Below are 15264 nucleotides of genomic sequence, written 5' to 3' on the forward strand. Positions count from 1 at the left end.
GGATCAGCCGATCTGATCGATGACGATGGCGCGCAGCTCGGCGCGCGTGAGGCCCGGCCACACCCAGTCCGAGGCGGCGGGCCGCGTCGACGAGGGCTTGGCGTGAGAGGGTGAGGACTTGCGGGGCTCGCTCCGAATGGCGGCCTCGCGGGTAACGGTGGTTTTCATAAACTTCCAGACAAGGGCCGGGCGTATCGCCGGGCCGTAAAGATCAAAAGGATGGATGGTTCCGCCCGAGGCCGTCGAGGACGGCGCGACAAACGGGCGACGGAAACGCCTCAGGCGTTCAACCCGCTCTTTGAGAGGGGCCGGAAGCGATTAGCGGCTTCCCGTATAGCATATGGTTAGCCGAATGTCGTTTTCAACCGCCGCGACATGTCGGCGCGGGACCCGACCGCTCCGGATCGACCGCGAACGTTGACAGGCGAAGGCTTTGCAAACCTGATGGCGGTTCGCGCGACGGGATGACCTGGATGCTGACCAGCCTCTTGCTTTTCTTCTACATCTTCATCTGGCCGGTGATCCTGCCCTTGATCTGCATCGTCGCCGTGGCGCGGGCCGCGCGCCCGGTCTTCGCGAAGGTGGTCACGCGCCTTGCCCTGGTGATCGCGGTGACCGCCGTCCCGCTGGTCTTCGTGATCCAGACCGAGGCCGACCATGACCTCCCGCTGGCGTCGCTGATGCTCTATCCGATCGCGGTCGCCTGCCTGGGCCTCACCGCGCTGCTCCGGCTAATGCTGATCCGGATGAAGAGGCCCAAGGCCCAGGCCTGAAGACGCTTGCAACGGATAGGGCGGCCGCGGCGCGAGGCGCGAGTTGACGGCGCGGCTCCACCATAACTAGAACATTCCATGAACACGCCGTCGCCATTGCGGAAGCTGGGCGGAAGGATCCGGGCGCTGCGGGCGGCGGCGGGACTGGTGCCGGAACGGCTGGCGGCGGCGGCGATGATCGAGGAGGAGATCCTGGCGGCGATCGAGGCGGGGCGGCGCGACCCCGACTATAGGACCCTGGCGCGGATCGCCGAGGCGCTGGGTGTGGGCGTCGGCGCGCTGCTGTCGGCGATGGACGAGAATTGAGCCGCCCGGCCCCAATCGTCAGAGCCGCCCGACCAGCTCCGACAGTCGGATCTCCAGGGCGCGGGCCAGCTGGAAAAGGGTGGTGGCGCTGGGGTTGCGCTCGCCGCGCTCCAGCAGGCCGACATAGTTGCGATGCAGGCCGGCCAGCTCGGCCAGGGCTTCCTGGCTGAGGTTCCGGGCCTTGCGGCGGTCGCGGATTTCTCGCCCCAGGGCGGTCAGGTCGGAGTCTTCGGCCACGCGCGACCCTTGCCTTGGTCGCTCCGCGCATCTACACACCTTCAGTGTGTATTTTTCGCGTCGAAGTCGAGGATCACACGCATGGGTCGCCAAACACGTCCTCTATCCGTCGCTGTCCATCCGGTCGATCGCCATGTCGGCCAGGTGTTGCGCGCCCGCCGCCGGGCGCTGCAGCTGAGCCAGTCGGCAGTGGCCGCGCGGCTGGGGATCAGCTTCCAGCAACTTCAGAAGTACGAGCGCGGGACCAACCGGATCAGCGCCTCGGCCCTGCACGGCCTGTCGCTGGCGCTGGACATGCCGGTGGCCCGGTTCTTCGAGGGCCTGGTCGCGCCGGAAAGCCCCGGCGACGCGCGCGGCCGCGACCTGGTCGCCGAAATGGTCGCCGCCCCCGAGGGCCCGGCCCTGGCCGAGGCCTTCCTGAACCTGCCGCCAGGTCCGATCCGCAACCGCCTGACGGCCCTGGCGCGGGCGATCGGGACGGGGCGGTGATCCGCACTCGAACAAATAGCCGCGCTTCCCGCCAGCACTCTTTTTCAGGTTGGGCCCCCTGCAGTGTCCGCTAGGGTTCGCGACATGGGGGACGCCATGACCGACCAAATCGCCGACGCGGCCGCGACGCCTGAAACAGCGCCCCTTGTCGGCGCGCCGGAGGCCAAGCCGGGACGAGCGCATCCCTGGACCGAGACCGAGGCCCGTCCTTGGCGACGGTTCTTCGCACGGATGCTGGACGTCAGCCTGTTTGGCGCGTTCGCCTCCCTCCTCATCGGCATAGTGATCGCGCTGACGGCCGGACCGGAGGCGGCCGACACGGCGGCCGCTCAGTTGGACGGGTGGATGGGCCGCTTGTTAGGCGGGATCGTCATGGTGGTCCTGGCCGGTCCGTTGATAGCCCTATCGATCGCTTGGACCGGCGGCACGCCCGGAAAATGGCTGATGGGCGTGCGCGTCCAACGTCCGGACGGGCAGCGGCTCGGCCTGGGTCAAGCGTTCAAGCGCGAAGCCATCGCGGCCGCCAAGGGCATGGCCTTGGGCGCGCCGCTGATCTGCCTGTTCTTCATGAACACCGCCCGCGAACACCTGGAGCAGCACGACATCGCCGACTGGGACGATGACGAACGCTCGGTCGTCTATCGGTCGGACGGCCTGTTTCAGACCATCCTGACCGTGATCGGCGCGACGATCCTGGTGATAGAGCGGCTCTGGACCCTGATCGAGCGCGTGGCGACGATCGGCGCTTAACCCACCATTCCCGCCAGCCGCTGGCGGATGATCGCCTCGGCCTCGCTCATGATGCGGTCGACCAGGGCCTTCACGGTCGGCACGTCGTGGATCAGGCCCTGGACCATGCCGGCGGTCCAGACGCCGTGGTCGACGTCGCCGCTCTCCAGACCTTCACGGCCCCGCGCGCCCTTCACCAGCTGGGCGACGTCCTCGAACTTGGCGCCGCCGGCCCGCTCGATGGCCACGACCTGCTGGCTGATGGCGTTGCGGGCGACGCGGGCGGTGTTGTGCAGGGTGCGGAAGATCAGGTCGGTGGCGCGCTCGTCATTGGCGACCATGGCCTGCTTGAAGTTCTCGTGGATCGGCGCCTCGACCGTGGCGCAGAAGCGGGTGCCCATGTTGACGCCGTCGGCGCCCAGGGCCAGGGCCGCGACCAGGCCGCGCGCGTCGCCGAAGCCGCCCGAAGCGATCATCGGGATCTTCACCTTGTCGGCGGCGGCCGGGATCAGGATCAGGCCGGGGATGTCGTCCTCACCTGGGTGGCCGGCGCACTCGAAGCCGTCGATCGAGATGGCGTCGACGCCCATCCGCTCGGCGCTGAGGGCGTGGCGGACGGCGGTGCACTTGTGGATCACCTTGACGCCGTGGGCCTTCAGGTCGTCGACGTGCTCCTGGGGCTTGTAGCCCGCCGTCTCGACGATCTTGATCCCGCTCTCGATGATCGCCGCGCGATATTCGGCATAGGGCGGCGGGGTCATGGCCGGCAGGATGGTCAGGTTCACCCCGAACGGCTTGTCGGTCATCTCGCGGGTGCGGGCGATCTCCTTGGCGAGCGCCTCGGGCGTCGGCTGGGTCAGGGCGGTCAGGAAGCCCAGCGCCCCGGCGTTGGCCACGGCGGCGACCAACTCGGCCTTGCCGACCCACTGCATGCCGCCCTGGGCGATCGGGTGCTCGACCCCGAACAGCTCGGTAAAGCGGGTCTTGATGGCCATGACGCGGTCGCTCCCTCTCGTTGGTTGGAAGGACTATGCGGAGGCGGCCCCTAGGTCAGGCAAGAGCCTCACTGCGCCTGGCGAAACCGCTCCAGGGCGTCGGCCCGGCGGGCGGTGTGCTCCAGCACGCAGCTATTGGCCTCGACGCGGCTCAGCGTGCCCCAGTCCTGGTCGTACAGGCTGGCGCAGTCGGCGTCGCGGAAGGCGATCCAGGCGCGCTGGGCCTTGGTGAGGGCCGTCTTCTGGCGCGGCAGGCTCATCCGCTTCTGGGCGGCCTGGTAGGCGCGATTGAGCCGGGCGTCCTGACCTTTGAGCTCCGCGCCGACGCAGCCGATCATGCCGGCCGTGCTCTGGCCCGACGGCGCGGCCAGGCAGCGGTCGTAGGCCGGCGAATAGGTCGGCTCGGCGGCCTGGGCGCCGCCGGTCAACAGAACGAACGGCAGGGCAAGCAGGACAAGGCGCATCGAAGGTTCCTTCTGAAAGGTCCCCCGACCGAAAAGGCTTGGCCTATTGCAGGCCGGCGCGGCCGATGGCGTAGAAGCGCTCGGCGCGCTGCTCGCGCAGCTGCTGGGCGCTCATGTGGGCCATGGCCTTCAGCTCTTCCTCGACCGCGTCGCCGACGGCCTGGATGGCGACTTCGGTGTTGGAGTGGGCGCCGCCGGCCGGCTCGTCGACGATGCGGTCGACGATGCCCAGCTTGATCAGGTCCTGGGCGGTGATGCGCATGTTGGTCGCCGCGTCCTTGGCCCGTGCGCCGTCGCGCCACAGGATCGAGGCCGCGCCTTCCGGCGAGATCACCGAATAGATCGAATGCTCCAGGATCAGCACGCGATTGGCCCCGGCCAGGGCGATGGCCCCGCCGCTGCCGCCCTCGCCGACGATGGTGGCGACCATCGGGGTGCCCAGGGTCAGACAGCGCTCGGTCGAGCGGGCGATGGCCTCGGCCTGGCCGCGCTCCTCGGCGCCCAGCCCCGGATAGGCGCCGGCGGTGTCGACGAAGGTGATGACCGGCAGGGAAAAGCGCTCGGCCATGTCCATCAGACGGACGGCCTTGCGATAGCCCTCGGGGCGGGCCATGCCGAAATTGTGCTTCAGGCGCGTGGTGGTGTCGTGGCCCTTCTCGTGGCCCATGACCACGACCGGCTGACCGCGGAAGCGGCCCAGGCCCCCGACGATGGCCTGGTCGTCGGCGAACTTGCGGTCGCCGCGCAGCTCGACGAACTCGTCGATCAGACCCGCGACATAATCGCGCAGGTGCGGCCGCTCGGGGTGCCGGGCGACCATGGTCTTCTGCCAGGCGTCCAGATTGGCGTAGGCTTCCTTGCGCAGTTCCTGGGCGCGGTCGCGCAGGGCCTGGATCTCGAGGTCGAACGCGCCTGGTCCAGCGGTCTCGGAGAGCCGCGACAGCTCCTCGATTTTGCTTTCCAGGTCAGCGATTGGGCGTTCGAAATCGAGATAATGGGCGGCCATGGACTCTTAAACGTCGCCGTTAATGAAAGGGTGCGAACCTAGAGATGGAATCCGCCGAGGGAAAGAGGCGAGATTCCGGCGCGGAACCGCCCTCGTGAGGCCTCGTTTTATCCACAGGCTCGATGATGCGTTCCCCAGGTGAGTCTCCAAACGAGACTCTCTGCTCTGGTGAATCGCGACATAGAGTCCTATGTAGTTATGTAGCAGGTCGCGGAAGACGACTTGCGCCCGCGGCCCCCGCCATCGAACGTGAGCGGCCCCGCCTGATGAGAGCGCAAAGTTCCCATGCAGGTGTTCACCTTTTTCTGTGTCGAATCCGACGGCTCGGTGCCGCGTTTCGACGTCACGGCCTGCGCCGACGACTCGGCGGCGCGCGCGCGCGCTTTCGAACTTCTGGACATGCACCACCGCTGCGACTTCGTGGAAGTCTGGCGCGGGTCGCAGCGCGTGTTCGACGTCAGCGCCCACGCGGTCGCCGCCTAGGCTATTTCTTCGCGCGATGAATTATTGCGCGACAACCTGAGCGGCTGTAGCCTCCGCATCCGGATGGGGCCCAAAAGGGGCTCCGCATTCCGGAAGGCCGCCGCTTCATGGACGCCACCGTCCTTTCCGCGTCGCTGATCCCGCCCGCGCCCAAGATCCATCCCCTGCCGCTGGGCGGCTCCCTGCTGGGCGATCTGCGCATCGCCTGGGAGATGGGCCGCAACCTGGTCGGCGCCTGGTGCGAAGATGACTTCGACAGCCTCGTCACCCCCTACCGGTTCATGGGCCAGCCCGGCCTGGTGGTCAGCGACCCCGCCGGCGTGCGCCAAGTGCTGGCCTCGCCGAACTTCCGCCGCGCGGCGAAGCTGGGCCGCCCGCTAAAGCCGCTGGTCGGCGACAGCCTGCTGCTGACCGAGGGCGAGACCTGGAAGCGCCAGCGCAAGAGCCTGGCCCCCGTGTTCACGCCCGCCGCGATCGGCGGCCTGGTCCCGCATTTCATCGCCGCCGGCGACACGCTCGTCGGACGCCTGGCCGGCCAAACGCGCGCCAACCTGTCCGAAGCCTTTCACCACACCGCCCTCGACGCGGTGCTGCGCGCCCTGTTCTCGCGTCGCGCCGACCAGGACGGCGCCGTGCTGGCGCAGATCGCGCGCCGCTATGTCGAAGGGCCGGCGCATTTCCGGCTTCTCGACTTCGTCAGCCGCGGCGTCGACGACCTGACCTTCGCGGACGGCGACCGGCGGCGCCTGGGCGGGCGCTGGCTGGCGGCGGTCGACGCCATCATCGACGAGCGGCGCATCGCCCCGCGGTCGGGCGACATGCTGGACCGCCTGCTGGCCGCCCGCGACGAGGACGGCCGCCCCCTGCCCGACCAGGAAGTCCGCGATCAGTGCAGCTCGATGCTGGCCGCCGGCTTCGACACCACCTCGCGCCTGCTGTTCTGGGCCACTTATCTGCTGGCCCTGGATCCGACGACGCAGGACCGCGTCCGCGCCGAGGTCACCGCCTTTCCGGCCGAGCGGGTCACGGGCCTGGACGACCTCAAGGCCTGGCCGCTGTTGCGCGCGGTGCTGTTCGAGACCCTGCGCCTGTATCCCGCCGCCCCGACCTTCGGCCGCCAGGCCCTTGCCGACGGCGAGGTGCTGGGTCATCCGATCCCGGCCGGCGCCACCGTCACCATCAGTCCGTGGCTGATGCACCGGCACCGCAAGCTGTGGGACGCCCCGACCACCTTCCGGCCCGAGCGCTTCCTGGATCAGCCGCATCCGTGGGGCCTGGAGGCGTTCATCCCGTTCGGCGCGGGGCCGCGTGTCTGCATCGGGGCCGGCTTCGCCCTGGCCGAGGCCCAGATCATCCTGGCCAGCCTGCTGGCAAGGGTCGCGGTGACCCTGACCCACGAGCGGCCGGTGACGCCCAAGGCCTCGATCACCCTGGGGCCCGACCACGAGCCGGACTTCGGCCTGGAACCGATCGTGCAAGCGCGGCCCTGAAGCGGGTGCTAGGAGGAAGCCCGCGCTTTCGCCCGCCCCTTCGAGGAACCGCCCGATGACCGACGCCGTCCACACCCGCCCGTTCGCCACCGCCACGGACAGCGGCTCCGGCGCCCTGCAGACCTTCGTCACGGCCGGGCCGTCGACGATCGTCGCCGACGTCTCGGTGGCCCAGGGCGGCCTGGATCTGGGTCCCGATCCGCACGAACTGGTCGCCGCCGGCCTGGCGGCCTGCACCAGCATGACCCTGCGCCTCTACGCCAACCGCAAGGGCTGGGACATCAGCGCGATGCATGTCGAGGTGTTCTCGCACTACGACGCCGACCAGACCCCGCCGGAGCGGTTCGAGCGGGTGATCAGCCTCGACGGCAACCTCAACGACGAACAGCGCGAGCGCCTGTTCGAGATCGCCGAGCGCTGCCCGATCCACAAGCTGCTGACGGCGGGCGCCAGGGTGGTGACGACGGTGGGGGGGGAGTAAATTTCTCCCTTCCCCCTTTGATGGGGGAAGGGTCGGGGATGGGGGTGATGCTGCGTCGAAAGCCGTGCTCGGCGTCAACCGTCGTCGTCACCCCCACCCTCCCCTCCCCCATCAAGGGGGAGGGAAATCACTCTCAGAACCCATACAACGCCGCATACTCAGCATCCTTCGCCGCGATCTGGCGGGCGCAGTCGACCATCACCTTGGCCTGTTTCCAGGTGGCGTCGTCCTGCATCTTGCCGTCGATCATGGCCACGCCCGTGCCGTCCGGCATGGCCTCCAGGATCTTGCGGGCGAAGGCGACCTCGTCCGGGGCCGGGCTGAACACCGACTTGGCGATGGCGATCTGGCTGGGGTGCAGGCTCCAGGCGCCGGCGCAGCCCATCAGGAAGGCGTTGCGGAACTGCTGCTCGCAGGCGACCGGGTCGTCGATCGCCCCGAACGGGCCGTAGAACGGCTTGATGCCGTGGGCCGCGCAGGCGTCGACCATCTTGGCGAAGGTGTAGTGCCAGAGGTCCTGCTGCACCGACACGCGCGACGAACCGTCCGCATGCGGATCTTCGATGACGCGGTAGCCCGGATGGCCGCCGCCGACCCGGGTGGTCTTCATCGCCCGGCTGGCGGCCAGGTCGGCCGGACCCAGGCTGATGCCCTGCATGCGCGGGCTGGCGCCGGCAATGGCCTCGACGTTCATCACCCCCTCGGCCGTCTCCAGGATGGCGTGCAGCAGGATCGGCCGGGTGACGCCGTGCTTGGCCTCCAGCGAGGCCAAGAGCTGGTCCATGTAGAATATATCCCAGGGCCCCTCGACCTTGGGGACCATGATCACGTCGATCTTGTCGCCGGCCTTCTCGACGATGGTCGACACCTCATCCAGGTGCCAGGGCGAGTTCAGGCAGTTGATCCGGGTCCAGAAGCCGACGCCCAGGGCCTTGAAGTCGACCTCGCGCGACATCGCCACCAGGCCGGCCAGCGCCGCGCCCTTGGCGTCGGCGGGGATGGCGTCTTCCAGATTGGCCAGGATGACGTCGACGGTCGGAGCGATCTCGGCGACCTTGGCGCGGACCTTGTCCAGGTGCGGCGGCACGAAGTGGATCATCCGCTCCACGCGGGCGGGCGGCTCGCGATAGGGCGTCGGCGCGCCAATGGCCAAGGGTTTGAAAAAGCCGCGCGGCGTCTTCATGCCGGTCACTCCCCTATGTTCTTATTTCGCAGTTGCGAAGACCATGCGGCGGCGCACCACGCCCGTCAAGCGGCTCGCCGTCACGTCTTCGGCGGCGATCCGGGCGCGGGCTTGGGCGCCTCTTCCGGATCCTGGCGTTCCAGGTCGGCGGCGGCGTCGTTGCTGGAGCCCGACTTGACCCGGGCGGCGGCCTTGCGGCGGCGGGCGGCCGGCTCCAGGCGCAGGCTGGTCAGGGCGTCCTCGCCCTCTTCGCCGAACAAGCCCCGCAGGCGGATGTCGCGCTGCGGATAGGGGATCTCGATCCCGGCCCCGCGCAAAGCATCGTCGATCAGCCAGGTATAGGCCGCGAAGATCGCCGCCGGGCGGCGCACGGCCTCGACCGTCGGCCAGACGATCAGCTCGAACTTCAGGGCGTGCTCGCCGTAGCCGACCAGCCAGACCTGGGCCCGGCGGCTGGCGTCGTCGGGCGAGGTGAATGGCGCGGTCTTGGCCGCCTTCAGCACCACCTCGCGCACCTTTTCCTTGTCGGCCCCGAAGGCGGTGACGAACGGCACCCGGATGCGGCGGTTCGTGCCGCGCAGGGTCCAGTTGACCACCTGGTCGTTCACCAGCACCGAGTTCGGCACGATGATGTCGGTGCTGTCATTGGTGCGGATGCGGGTGGCGCGCGCCCCGATCTCGTGGACCACGCCGCGACCGCCGTTGGGCAGCTCCACGAAATCCCCGACCGCCACCAGCCGTTCGAACACCAGGCTGACCCCGGACGCGAAATCCTTGATGATGCCCTGCAGGCCCAGGCCCACGCCGACACCCAGGGCCCCCGCGAACACGGTCAGCGAGGTCAGGTCGACACCCATGGTCGACAGGCCCGCCATCACCCCGATGATCACCAGGCCGTAGGTCGCGACCTTCTCGATCGCGTAAAGTGAGGCGGCGCTGCCGGCGGCCCGCTCGCGCAGCCGGCGCAGGCCCGCCGAGGTCAGCCGCGCGGCGACGATCGCCGCCACCACGATCAGCACCCCGGCCGCCATTCCGCCGACCGTCACCGACGCCTTGCCCAGCTTCAGGAGTTCGAAGGAGTCGAGCGTGCGAAGCGGGTTTTCGGCCATGGGCGGGAGTTTGGCGGCAGGAAGGGGCCGCGATCAAGCGCGCCCTTCCCGGCCGTCGTTCGTCCCCTCCCGAAGGCCCGCGCCGTCAGGCGGCGAGCGCGGGACGGTCGCCGTGCAACTCGGTCCGGAAGCGGGCGATCAGCTGCGCCAGGCGCTGCGCCTCGCTCCTGAGGTTCTCCGAGGCCGCCGTCGCCTCCTCGACCATCGCCGCGTTCTGCTGCGTCACCTGGTCCATCTGGTTGACCGCGACATTGACCTGGCTGAGGCTGCTGGACTGCTCCTGGGCCGCCCGCGAGGTCTCGCCGATCACGGTGTCGATGTCGGCGATCTTGTTGACGATGCTCGACAGGGCGCTGCCCGTCTCGCCGACCAGGCGCACGCCCCGCTCGACCTGCGAGCCGGAGGCGGTGATCAGGGCCTTGATCTCCTTGGCCGCGTCTGCCGAGCGCTGGGCCAAGGCCCGCACCTCCTGGGCGACCACCGCGAAGCCACGACCCGCCTCGCCCGCCCGAGCCGCCTCGACCCCGGCGTTCAGGGCCAGCAGATTGGTCTGGAAGGCGATCTCGTCGATGACGCCGATGATCTGCGAGATCCGGCCGGCGCTCTCCTCGATCTCGCCCATGGCGTCGACGGCCTGGCCCATCAGCACGCCCGACTTCTCGCTCTCGTTGCGAGCGCTCGACACCGACGCCTTGGCCTCGTCGGCCGTCCCGGCGCCGCGCTTGACCGTCGCGGTGATCTGATCCAGCGCCGCGGCGGTCTCTTCCAGGCTGGCGGCCTGCTGCTCCGTCCGGCGCGCCAGGTCCTGCGAGGCGCTGGCGATCTCGTTCGAGCCGCCCTGGATGACCGACGTCGCCGTCGAGACGACCCGCATGACTTCGCGCAGGCTTTCCACGGCGGTGTTGAAGTCGCTCTTGAGCTGGGCGTACTGGCCTTGGAAGTCGGCCTCGATCCGCGTCGTCAGGTCGCCTTTCGCCAGCCGGTCCAGATTGGCCGCCAGCGCCGCGACGACGGCGGCCTGCTCGGCCGCGTTGCGCTGGCGCTCGGCCTCGCTGCGCTCGCGCTGGGTCTCGGCGTCGGCGCGCATGGCGGCCGCCTCTCCCTCCAGCGCCCGGGCCTTGAGGCCATTGTCCTTGAAGACCTGCACCGCCTGGCTCATCAGCCCGACCTCGTCGCGTCGCGACAGACCCAGCACCTCGACGGCGAGGTCGCCGCCGGCCAGGCGGCGCATCTGCCCCGACAGCTGGTCGAGCGGGGCGCTGACGCCGCGAACCACGAAGACGAAGGCGTAGACCGTCATGGCCAGGGCCGCGAAGGCCAGCGCCGACACGACGGCGCGGGTCCGGCTGGCGAAGCGCGCGGCCGCCACGCCGTTCTCCTTCGAGACCCTGATCTGCAGGTCGACCAGCTTCTGAAGCTCGCCGGTGATGGGGTCGATGGTTGTGTAGAGGCGCTGCCGCGCGAAGGTCTCGAGCTCGGCCTGGTCGCCGCGATCCAAGATCGCTTGCAGGGCGTTCAGCGCGGGATCGGCGGCCTGCATCTTCTTGGCCGCCGCCGCGGCGATGCCGGCCTCTTCGGGGGTCAAGGTGGTGGCCATATAGGCCGACCATTGGCGCTGGATCTCCTGGCGGGCGCTTCGCTCGCGCGCTGCGGCGATGTCCATCGCGATCTGGCCGCTGCCGGCCTTCCAGGTCGAGTCGACGATGTCCACCGCGAACCTGTCGCTGACGCTCTTGATCTGCTCCAGCGGCACGACGCGATCGTTGATCGTGGTGTCGAGCGCACCGTTGGCGTGGTTGGCCGCGATCATGCCCGCGCCGCCGACCACGACGACACAGACCGCCAGCCCTCCAACCATCGCCAGAAGTCGAGCCTTAACCGTTCTCAGCATTTCGAGGTCCCAAGCCGCCCGGCGCCCCCATGCGCCAGGAAAAACATGCCCGAGAAACAGGCACTCACTTGCTTAAGCAACCGTTCAGACCAGCGCGACAAACCACCGCATCAGCCGCGATACATACGTCGTTTTGGGTTTTTCTCGCGCTAAATCTCAGCAATACGCCGATCAAGGACGCGAAATACTAGAGGATTGACCTCAGACGCCGCGAAGAAGGCGACGGATAGATCTTCCCCCGCAATGAGTACAAAGCGACAGCTTCATGCCCCATTGCGGGGAGACCTCGAAAATTGGGGCCGCGCCCTACCGCCCAACCATGGCGAGGCCGGCGGCGGAATAGCGTTCGCCCTCGATGGCCGTTTCCGGCACGGCGGCGGCGATGCGGGCCAGGTCGTCGGCCGAGAGGACCACGTCGACGGCGCCGATGTTCTCTTGCAGGCGGGCGATCTTGGTCGTGCCCGGGATCGGCGCGATGTCCGGTCCCTGGTGCAGGATCCAGGACAGCGCCAGCTGGGCGGGGGTGACGCCCTTCTCGCCGGCGATCTGGGTCAGGGCTTCGACCAGGCCGAAGTTCTTGGCCAGGGCCTCGCCCTGGAAGCGCGGCAGCCCCCGTCGGAAGTCGTTGCCAGCCAGGGTCTCGGGCTTGATCGCCCCGGTCAGGAAGCCGCGCCCCAGCGGGCTGTAGGGCACCAGGCCGATGCCCAGTTCGCGCAAGGTCGGCAGGATCTCGGCCTCCAGCTCGCGGAACCACAACGAATATTCGCTCTGCAGGGCCGCGACGGGCTGGACGGCGTGCGCCTTGCGGATCGTCGCCGCGCCGGCTTCCGACAGGCCGAAGTGCTTGACCTTGCCCTCGGCGATCAGGTCGCGAACGGTCCCGGCGACATCCTCGATCGGCACGCTCGGGTCGACGCGGTGCTGGTAGAACAGGTCGATGACCTCGACGCCCAGCCGCTTCAGCGAGGCCTCGGCGACGGCGCGGATGTGCTCGGGCCGGCTGTTGACGCCGCGCATGCGCGAAAAGCCCTCGCCGGTCCCTTCCGGCGCGATGTCGAAGCCGAACTTGGTGGCGATCACCACCTTGTCGCGGAAGGGTTTCAGCCCCGCCCCGACCACCTCCTCGTTGGTATAGGGACCATAGACCTCGGCGGTGTCGAAGAAGGTCACGCCCAGGTCGACGGCCTTGGCCAGCACCTCGTGCGCGGCGCCGGTCTCCAGGGCCGTGCCGTAAACCTGGCCCATCCCCATGCAGCCGAGGCCGATGGCCGACACTTCCAGGCCGTCGCCGAGTTTGCGCGTCTTCATGGGGATCTCCTTGTGCGGATGGGCCGCGCGGCCCCTGCCGCCGGCCGTTCGAAGATGGGTTCTCGGCCTCGCCAGATAAGGGCCAGGTCTTCACTGCTCTGCTGAGCGAGATTCAACAATCAAGCGCTTCGGGAAAAACTTCCGGCCCGTGTCGGAACGGCGCTCTCCCCATCGTCCTTGGCTCAAGACAATGGAGGAAGACCCATGCCCAAGATCACCCCGTTCCTGTGGTTCGACAACCAGGCCGAGGACGCCGCCAAGCTGTACGTCTCGGTCTTCCCGAACGCGCGGATCCTCGACGTCGCCTACTATCCCGGCGAAGCGCCCGGCGGCGGCAAGCCCGGCAAGGTGATGACCGTGGTGTTCGAGATCGACGGCCAGAAGATCACCGCCTTGAACGCCGGCCCGGCGTTCAAGCTGGACGAGGCCTTTTCGTTCGTCATCGACTGCGACGGCCAGGACGAGGTCGATCACTACTGGAACGCCCTGACCGCCGACGGCGGACAGGAGAGCCAATGCGGCTGGCTCAAGGACCGCTACGGCCTCTCGTGGCAGGTCACGCCGCGCCAGCTGATCGAGGCGACCACCAGCCCCGACCGCGAAGCCGCCGGCCGCGCCTTCCAGGCCATGATGGGCATGAAGAAGATCGACGTCGCGGCGATCCAGGCGGCGTTCGCGGGGAAATGAGCTTCCCACCGAGACCGACAATGGCTTGTCGTGAAGGCCTGAAGGACCGAGATCGACGCCGGAGCAAGTTCAACGGCTTCAAGCTAGTTGTTGAACGGCGAGGTGAGAGCGTCTCCTAACGACCCTATCCGCCACGGATCATGATGACTTCCGACCCGCTCGGCTCGTACCGCTTTGCGGTTTGCGCCGGGCGGCATCACCAATCCTTCCAGTGGGCTAAATCGGAAGGTGAGTTCAATCGCGGGGCGTAACCTCCTATGGCTTGGTTCCCCCAACAATTTCGCAGATTCTCGTCGGCCTTCGCCCACCATGCTGCGACAGCACCCGCGTAGTAGGAGCGGCTGATACGAGCACCACCTGCCGCATCCATGCCTTCAGCAGGGCCCGAAATCCTCAGGCGTGGAAAGTCCGACGGCGGGATGATCGTTATCTTACTTTTCGGGTCTGTGAAGCCAAGCTTGGGCAGTACGGATATGTCTTTGAGAACCAGATCGACGCTGGGACAGTTCCGGCTGTCGATCCAGTCGTGCTTCAGCGTGGTTCCGCCAAACCCAGCTCGCGCATCCTTGTGGTACCGCTCGATGACCCAGTATTCAGCATTGCCCGTTTCTGCTTTTTCAGCCCTTGAGAGCAAATAGTATATTTCGAGAGAACGGCCCATGGCATCGCTCGATACTGATATTCCGTACCAAGGTGCAAATAACCGGTCGTTTTCTTTAGCCACGGCGTCAGAGGCGTGCAGAGCGGTTGTGGCGAAAAATAGCGCTAGTGCTGTCGTTGCTCTCGACCAGTGCCTTGCCATCCTACTACCTCGTAACTGTGCCGCCCACTTCACCAAGCTGAAGATCTGAAGGGTATAGGGCTTGTGTTAGCTCGGAAAGCATCTGCCCATATTCATTGGTGATTTTTTCGCGATTGGGATCGTTTACAGCCGCCGTTGTTCTGCCATCCGGCAACGCGTGCGCCATTTCGTGGTAGACTGCATAATTTAGTCCAATCGTCTGACCGAACATATCAGTGTAGTCAGTCAGTCGTGCAGGATCTATGTGTATGATGCTGGTCGGCGTTGTGACATCAGTATACGAATTGTAGACGGTGCCCGCAGGTGTCCCCGGAGGGGCGGCAAATGGCCCAACGACAATTTGAATGTTGTTCAGACCCGCGAGCAGCTCCGCTGATGTAAGCGTGGTTCCGTTCGGGCCACTTATGCTATCGCCCTGGCTCCCGCCCAGCGTGCCCACTTTTGCTCTCGCATAGAGGGAGATGATGGCTTCCCTGGCCTGTTGATAGGCGGGGCTATTTGGATCGCCTGAGATATGAGCGTCTGCATATGCTTCGGCCTCGGTCGAAGTGGCGTCTGCGTATGTGTGCAGGAGCTCCGCTGTCGCGAAAGGGTTATGAGTTCTCTCTTGGTAGTAGCTTAGACCGATGATCACTTCGGTCCCGCCCCCGCGTGACGCCTGGATGATGACCTCGGATACTTGGGTTCCCGGCTGGTCGTGGTTGTTCGGCGGCGCAGAGCCTTGGGCAACAAGCGGAGCGTCAAAGCCAAGGTCGTCCCACATGCAAAATCCTTTCGTCGGAAAATGCATCTCTAGGCGGCGAATTCATCAATGCAACCTAAACCTTCATC

Annotated in this window: 19 protein-coding genes; 8 read left to right on the forward strand and 11 right to left on the reverse strand. The window is 67.4% G+C overall.

Annotated elements, in window-relative coordinates; all coding sequences use genetic code 11:
- Nucleotides 1-3: 3 nt before the first annotated feature.
- Nucleotides 4-168: a hypothetical protein gene (locus tag MZV50_RS20960; RefSeq protein ID WP_252631226.1), complete on the reverse strand. Its 165-nt coding sequence runs from the start codon at nt 166-168 to the stop codon at nt 4-6.
- A gap of 305 nt (nt 169-473) precedes the next feature.
- Between MZV50_RS20960 and MZV50_RS20965 the strand changes: the two genes are divergently transcribed.
- Nucleotides 474-773 carry a hypothetical protein gene (locus tag MZV50_RS20965; protein WP_252631227.1) on the forward strand — a complete coding sequence of 100 codons (300 nt, stop codon included), beginning with the start codon at nt 474-476 and terminating at the stop codon, nt 771-773.
- Between the two features lie 78 nt (nt 774-851).
- The gene (locus MZV50_RS20970; RefSeq protein WP_252631228.1) at nt 852-1079 is read left to right on the forward strand and encodes a helix-turn-helix domain-containing protein; all 228 of its coding nucleotides are present in this window, start codon (nt 852-854) and stop codon (nt 1077-1079) included.
- 18 nt (nt 1080-1097) lie between these two features.
- Here the strand turns inward: MZV50_RS20970 and MZV50_RS20975 are convergent, their stop codons facing one another.
- Nucleotides 1098-1316, reverse strand: a complete 219-nt coding sequence (locus MZV50_RS20975) for a helix-turn-helix domain-containing protein (protein ID WP_223391546.1) — start codon at nt 1314-1316, stop codon at nt 1098-1100.
- Between the two features lie 81 nt (nt 1317-1397).
- Between MZV50_RS20975 and MZV50_RS20980 the strand changes: the two genes are divergently transcribed.
- Nucleotides 1398-1805, forward strand: a complete 408-nt coding sequence (locus MZV50_RS20980) for a helix-turn-helix domain-containing protein (RefSeq protein WP_252631230.1) — start codon at nt 1398-1400, stop codon at nt 1803-1805.
- 96 nt (nt 1806-1901) lie between these two features.
- Nucleotides 1902-2555 (forward strand): RDD family protein, encoded by a 654-nt coding sequence (locus MZV50_RS20985; protein ID WP_252631231.1) that lies wholly within the window; start codon nt 1902-1904, stop codon nt 2553-2555.
- On the opposite strand, the gene MZV50_RS20990 is transcribed toward MZV50_RS20985, so the two are convergent.
- From MZV50_RS20990 to MZV50_RS21000, 3 genes are all read right to left on the reverse strand, one after another.
- Nucleotides 2552-3529: an NAD(P)H-dependent flavin oxidoreductase gene (locus tag MZV50_RS20990; protein ID WP_252631233.1), complete on the reverse strand. Its 978-nt coding sequence runs from the start codon at nt 3527-3529 to the stop codon at nt 2552-2554. The two genes, MZV50_RS20985 and MZV50_RS20990, sit on opposite strands and share 4 nt — an antisense overlap.
- A gap of 68 nt (nt 3530-3597) precedes the next feature.
- Nucleotides 3598-3993, reverse strand: a complete 396-nt coding sequence (locus MZV50_RS20995) for a lysozyme inhibitor LprI family protein (RefSeq protein ID WP_252631234.1) — start codon at nt 3991-3993, stop codon at nt 3598-3600.
- A 43-nt stretch (nt 3994-4036) separates the two neighbouring features.
- Complete coding sequence (locus tag MZV50_RS21000) at nt 4037-4999, reverse strand: acetyl-CoA carboxylase carboxyltransferase subunit alpha (protein ID WP_252631236.1); 963 nt, start codon at nt 4997-4999, stop codon at nt 4037-4039.
- Nucleotides 5000-5284: 285 nt separating this feature from the next.
- Between MZV50_RS21000 and MZV50_RS21005 the strand changes: the two genes are divergently transcribed.
- The 3 genes from MZV50_RS21005 to MZV50_RS21015 all read left to right on the forward strand — a co-directional run bounded on the left by MZV50_RS21005 (nt 5285) and on the right by MZV50_RS21015 (nt 7453).
- Entirely contained in the window at nt 5285-5482 is a 198-nt protein-coding gene (locus MZV50_RS21005) for a hypothetical protein (protein ID WP_252631238.1), read from the forward strand.
- Nucleotides 5483-5589: 107 nt separating this feature from the next.
- Nucleotides 5590-6972: a cytochrome P450 gene (locus MZV50_RS21010; RefSeq protein ID WP_252631239.1), complete on the forward strand. Its 1383-nt coding sequence runs from the start codon at nt 5590-5592 to the stop codon at nt 6970-6972.
- 55 nt (nt 6973-7027) lie between these two features.
- A complete protein-coding gene (locus MZV50_RS21015) occupies nt 7028-7453 on the forward strand; it encodes an OsmC family protein (protein ID WP_252631240.1) in 426 nt (141 codons plus the stop codon).
- A 133-nt stretch (nt 7454-7586) separates the two neighbouring features.
- Here the strand turns inward: MZV50_RS21015 and MZV50_RS21020 are convergent, their stop codons facing one another.
- The 4 genes from MZV50_RS21020 to MZV50_RS21035 form a co-directional block, all read right to left on the reverse strand.
- Complete coding sequence (locus MZV50_RS21020) at nt 7587-8645, reverse strand: HpcH/HpaI aldolase/citrate lyase family protein (protein WP_252631241.1); 1059 nt, start codon at nt 8643-8645, stop codon at nt 7587-7589.
- A 71-nt stretch (nt 8646-8716) separates the two neighbouring features.
- A complete protein-coding gene (locus MZV50_RS21025) occupies nt 8717-9745 on the reverse strand; it encodes a mechanosensitive ion channel family protein (protein ID WP_252631242.1) in 1029 nt (342 codons plus the stop codon).
- A gap of 85 nt (nt 9746-9830) precedes the next feature.
- Nucleotides 9831-11636 carry a HAMP domain-containing methyl-accepting chemotaxis protein gene (locus MZV50_RS21030; protein WP_252631244.1) on the reverse strand — a complete coding sequence of 602 codons (1806 nt, stop codon included), beginning with the start codon at nt 11634-11636 and terminating at the stop codon, nt 9831-9833.
- 306 nt (nt 11637-11942) lie between these two features.
- A complete protein-coding gene (locus tag MZV50_RS21035; RefSeq protein ID WP_252631245.1) occupies nt 11943-12944 on the reverse strand; it encodes an aldo/keto reductase in 1002 nt (333 codons plus the stop codon).
- A 204-nt stretch (nt 12945-13148) separates the two neighbouring features.
- Between MZV50_RS21035 and MZV50_RS21040 the strand changes: the two genes are divergently transcribed.
- Complete coding sequence (locus MZV50_RS21040) at nt 13149-13631, forward strand: VOC family protein (protein WP_252631247.1); 483 nt, start codon at nt 13149-13151, stop codon at nt 13629-13631.
- Nucleotides 13632-13827: 196 nt separating this feature from the next.
- On the opposite strand, the gene MZV50_RS21045 is transcribed toward MZV50_RS21040, so the two are convergent.
- Nucleotides 13828-14292: a hypothetical protein gene (locus MZV50_RS21045; RefSeq protein ID WP_252631248.1), complete on the reverse strand. Its 465-nt coding sequence runs from the start codon at nt 14290-14292 to the stop codon at nt 13828-13830.
- Nucleotides 14293-14437: 145 nt separating this feature from the next.
- A complete protein-coding gene (locus tag MZV50_RS21050) occupies nt 14438-15196 on the reverse strand; it encodes a hypothetical protein (protein ID WP_252631249.1) in 759 nt (252 codons plus the stop codon).
- Nucleotides 15197-15264 lie beyond the last annotated feature (68 nt).

This window comes from Caulobacter segnis, from assembly GCF_023935105.1.
GTDB lineage: Bacteria > Pseudomonadota > Alphaproteobacteria > Caulobacterales > Caulobacteraceae > Caulobacter > Caulobacter segnis_B.

What these genes read in the sequence shown, in the direction of transcription:
- MZV50_RS20960 (WP_252631226.1), bottom strand. Translation starts at nt 168, where the DNA reads ATGAAAACCACCGTTACCCGCGAGGCCGCCATTCGGAGCGAGCCCCGC.
- MZV50_RS20965 (WP_252631227.1), top strand. Translation starts at nt 474, where the DNA reads ATGCTGACCAGCCTCTTGCTTTTCTTCTACATCTTCATCTGGCCGGTG.
- MZV50_RS20970 (WP_252631228.1), top strand. Translation starts at nt 852, where the DNA reads ATGAACACGCCGTCGCCATTGCGGAAGCTGGGCGGAAGGATCCGGGCG.
- MZV50_RS20980 (WP_252631230.1), top strand. Translation starts at nt 1,398, where the DNA reads ATGGGTCGCCAAACACGTCCTCTATCCGTCGCTGTCCATCCGGTCGAT.
- MZV50_RS20985 (WP_252631231.1), top strand. Translation starts at nt 1,902, where the DNA reads ATGACCGACCAAATCGCCGACGCGGCCGCGACGCCTGAAACAGCGCCC.
- MZV50_RS20990 (WP_252631233.1), bottom strand. Translation starts at nt 3,529, where the DNA reads ATGGCCATCAAGACCCGCTTTACCGAGCTGTTCGGGGTCGAGCACCCG.
- MZV50_RS20995 (WP_252631234.1), bottom strand. Translation starts at nt 3,993, where the DNA reads ATGCGCCTTGTCCTGCTTGCCCTGCCGTTCGTTCTGTTGACCGGCGGC.
- MZV50_RS21000 (WP_252631236.1), bottom strand. Translation starts at nt 4,999, where the DNA reads ATGGCCGCCCATTATCTCGATTTCGAACGCCCAATCGCTGACCTGGAA.
- MZV50_RS21005 (WP_252631238.1), top strand. Translation starts at nt 5,285, where the DNA reads ATGCAGGTGTTCACCTTTTTCTGTGTCGAATCCGACGGCTCGGTGCCG.
- MZV50_RS21010 (WP_252631239.1), top strand. Translation starts at nt 5,590, where the DNA reads ATGGACGCCACCGTCCTTTCCGCGTCGCTGATCCCGCCCGCGCCCAAG.
- MZV50_RS21015 (WP_252631240.1), top strand. Translation starts at nt 7,028, where the DNA reads ATGACCGACGCCGTCCACACCCGCCCGTTCGCCACCGCCACGGACAGC.
- MZV50_RS21025 (WP_252631242.1), bottom strand. Translation starts at nt 9,745, where the DNA reads ATGGCCGAAAACCCGCTTCGCACGCTCGACTCCTTCGAACTCCTGAAG.
- MZV50_RS21030 (WP_252631244.1), bottom strand. Translation starts at nt 11,636, where the DNA reads ATGCTGAGAACGGTTAAGGCTCGACTTCTGGCGATGGTTGGAGGGCTG.
- MZV50_RS21035 (WP_252631245.1), bottom strand. Translation starts at nt 12,944, where the DNA reads ATGAAGACGCGCAAACTCGGCGACGGCCTGGAAGTGTCGGCCATCGGC.
- MZV50_RS21040 (WP_252631247.1), top strand. Translation starts at nt 13,149, where the DNA reads ATGCCCAAGATCACCCCGTTCCTGTGGTTCGACAACCAGGCCGAGGAC.
- MZV50_RS21045 (WP_252631248.1), bottom strand. Translation starts at nt 14,292, where the DNA reads ATGGGCCGTTCTCTCGAAATATACTATTTGCTCTCAAGGGCTGAAAAA.
- MZV50_RS21050 (WP_252631249.1), bottom strand. Translation starts at nt 15,196, where the DNA reads ATGTGGGACGACCTTGGCTTTGACGCTCCGCTTGTTGCCCAAGGCTCT.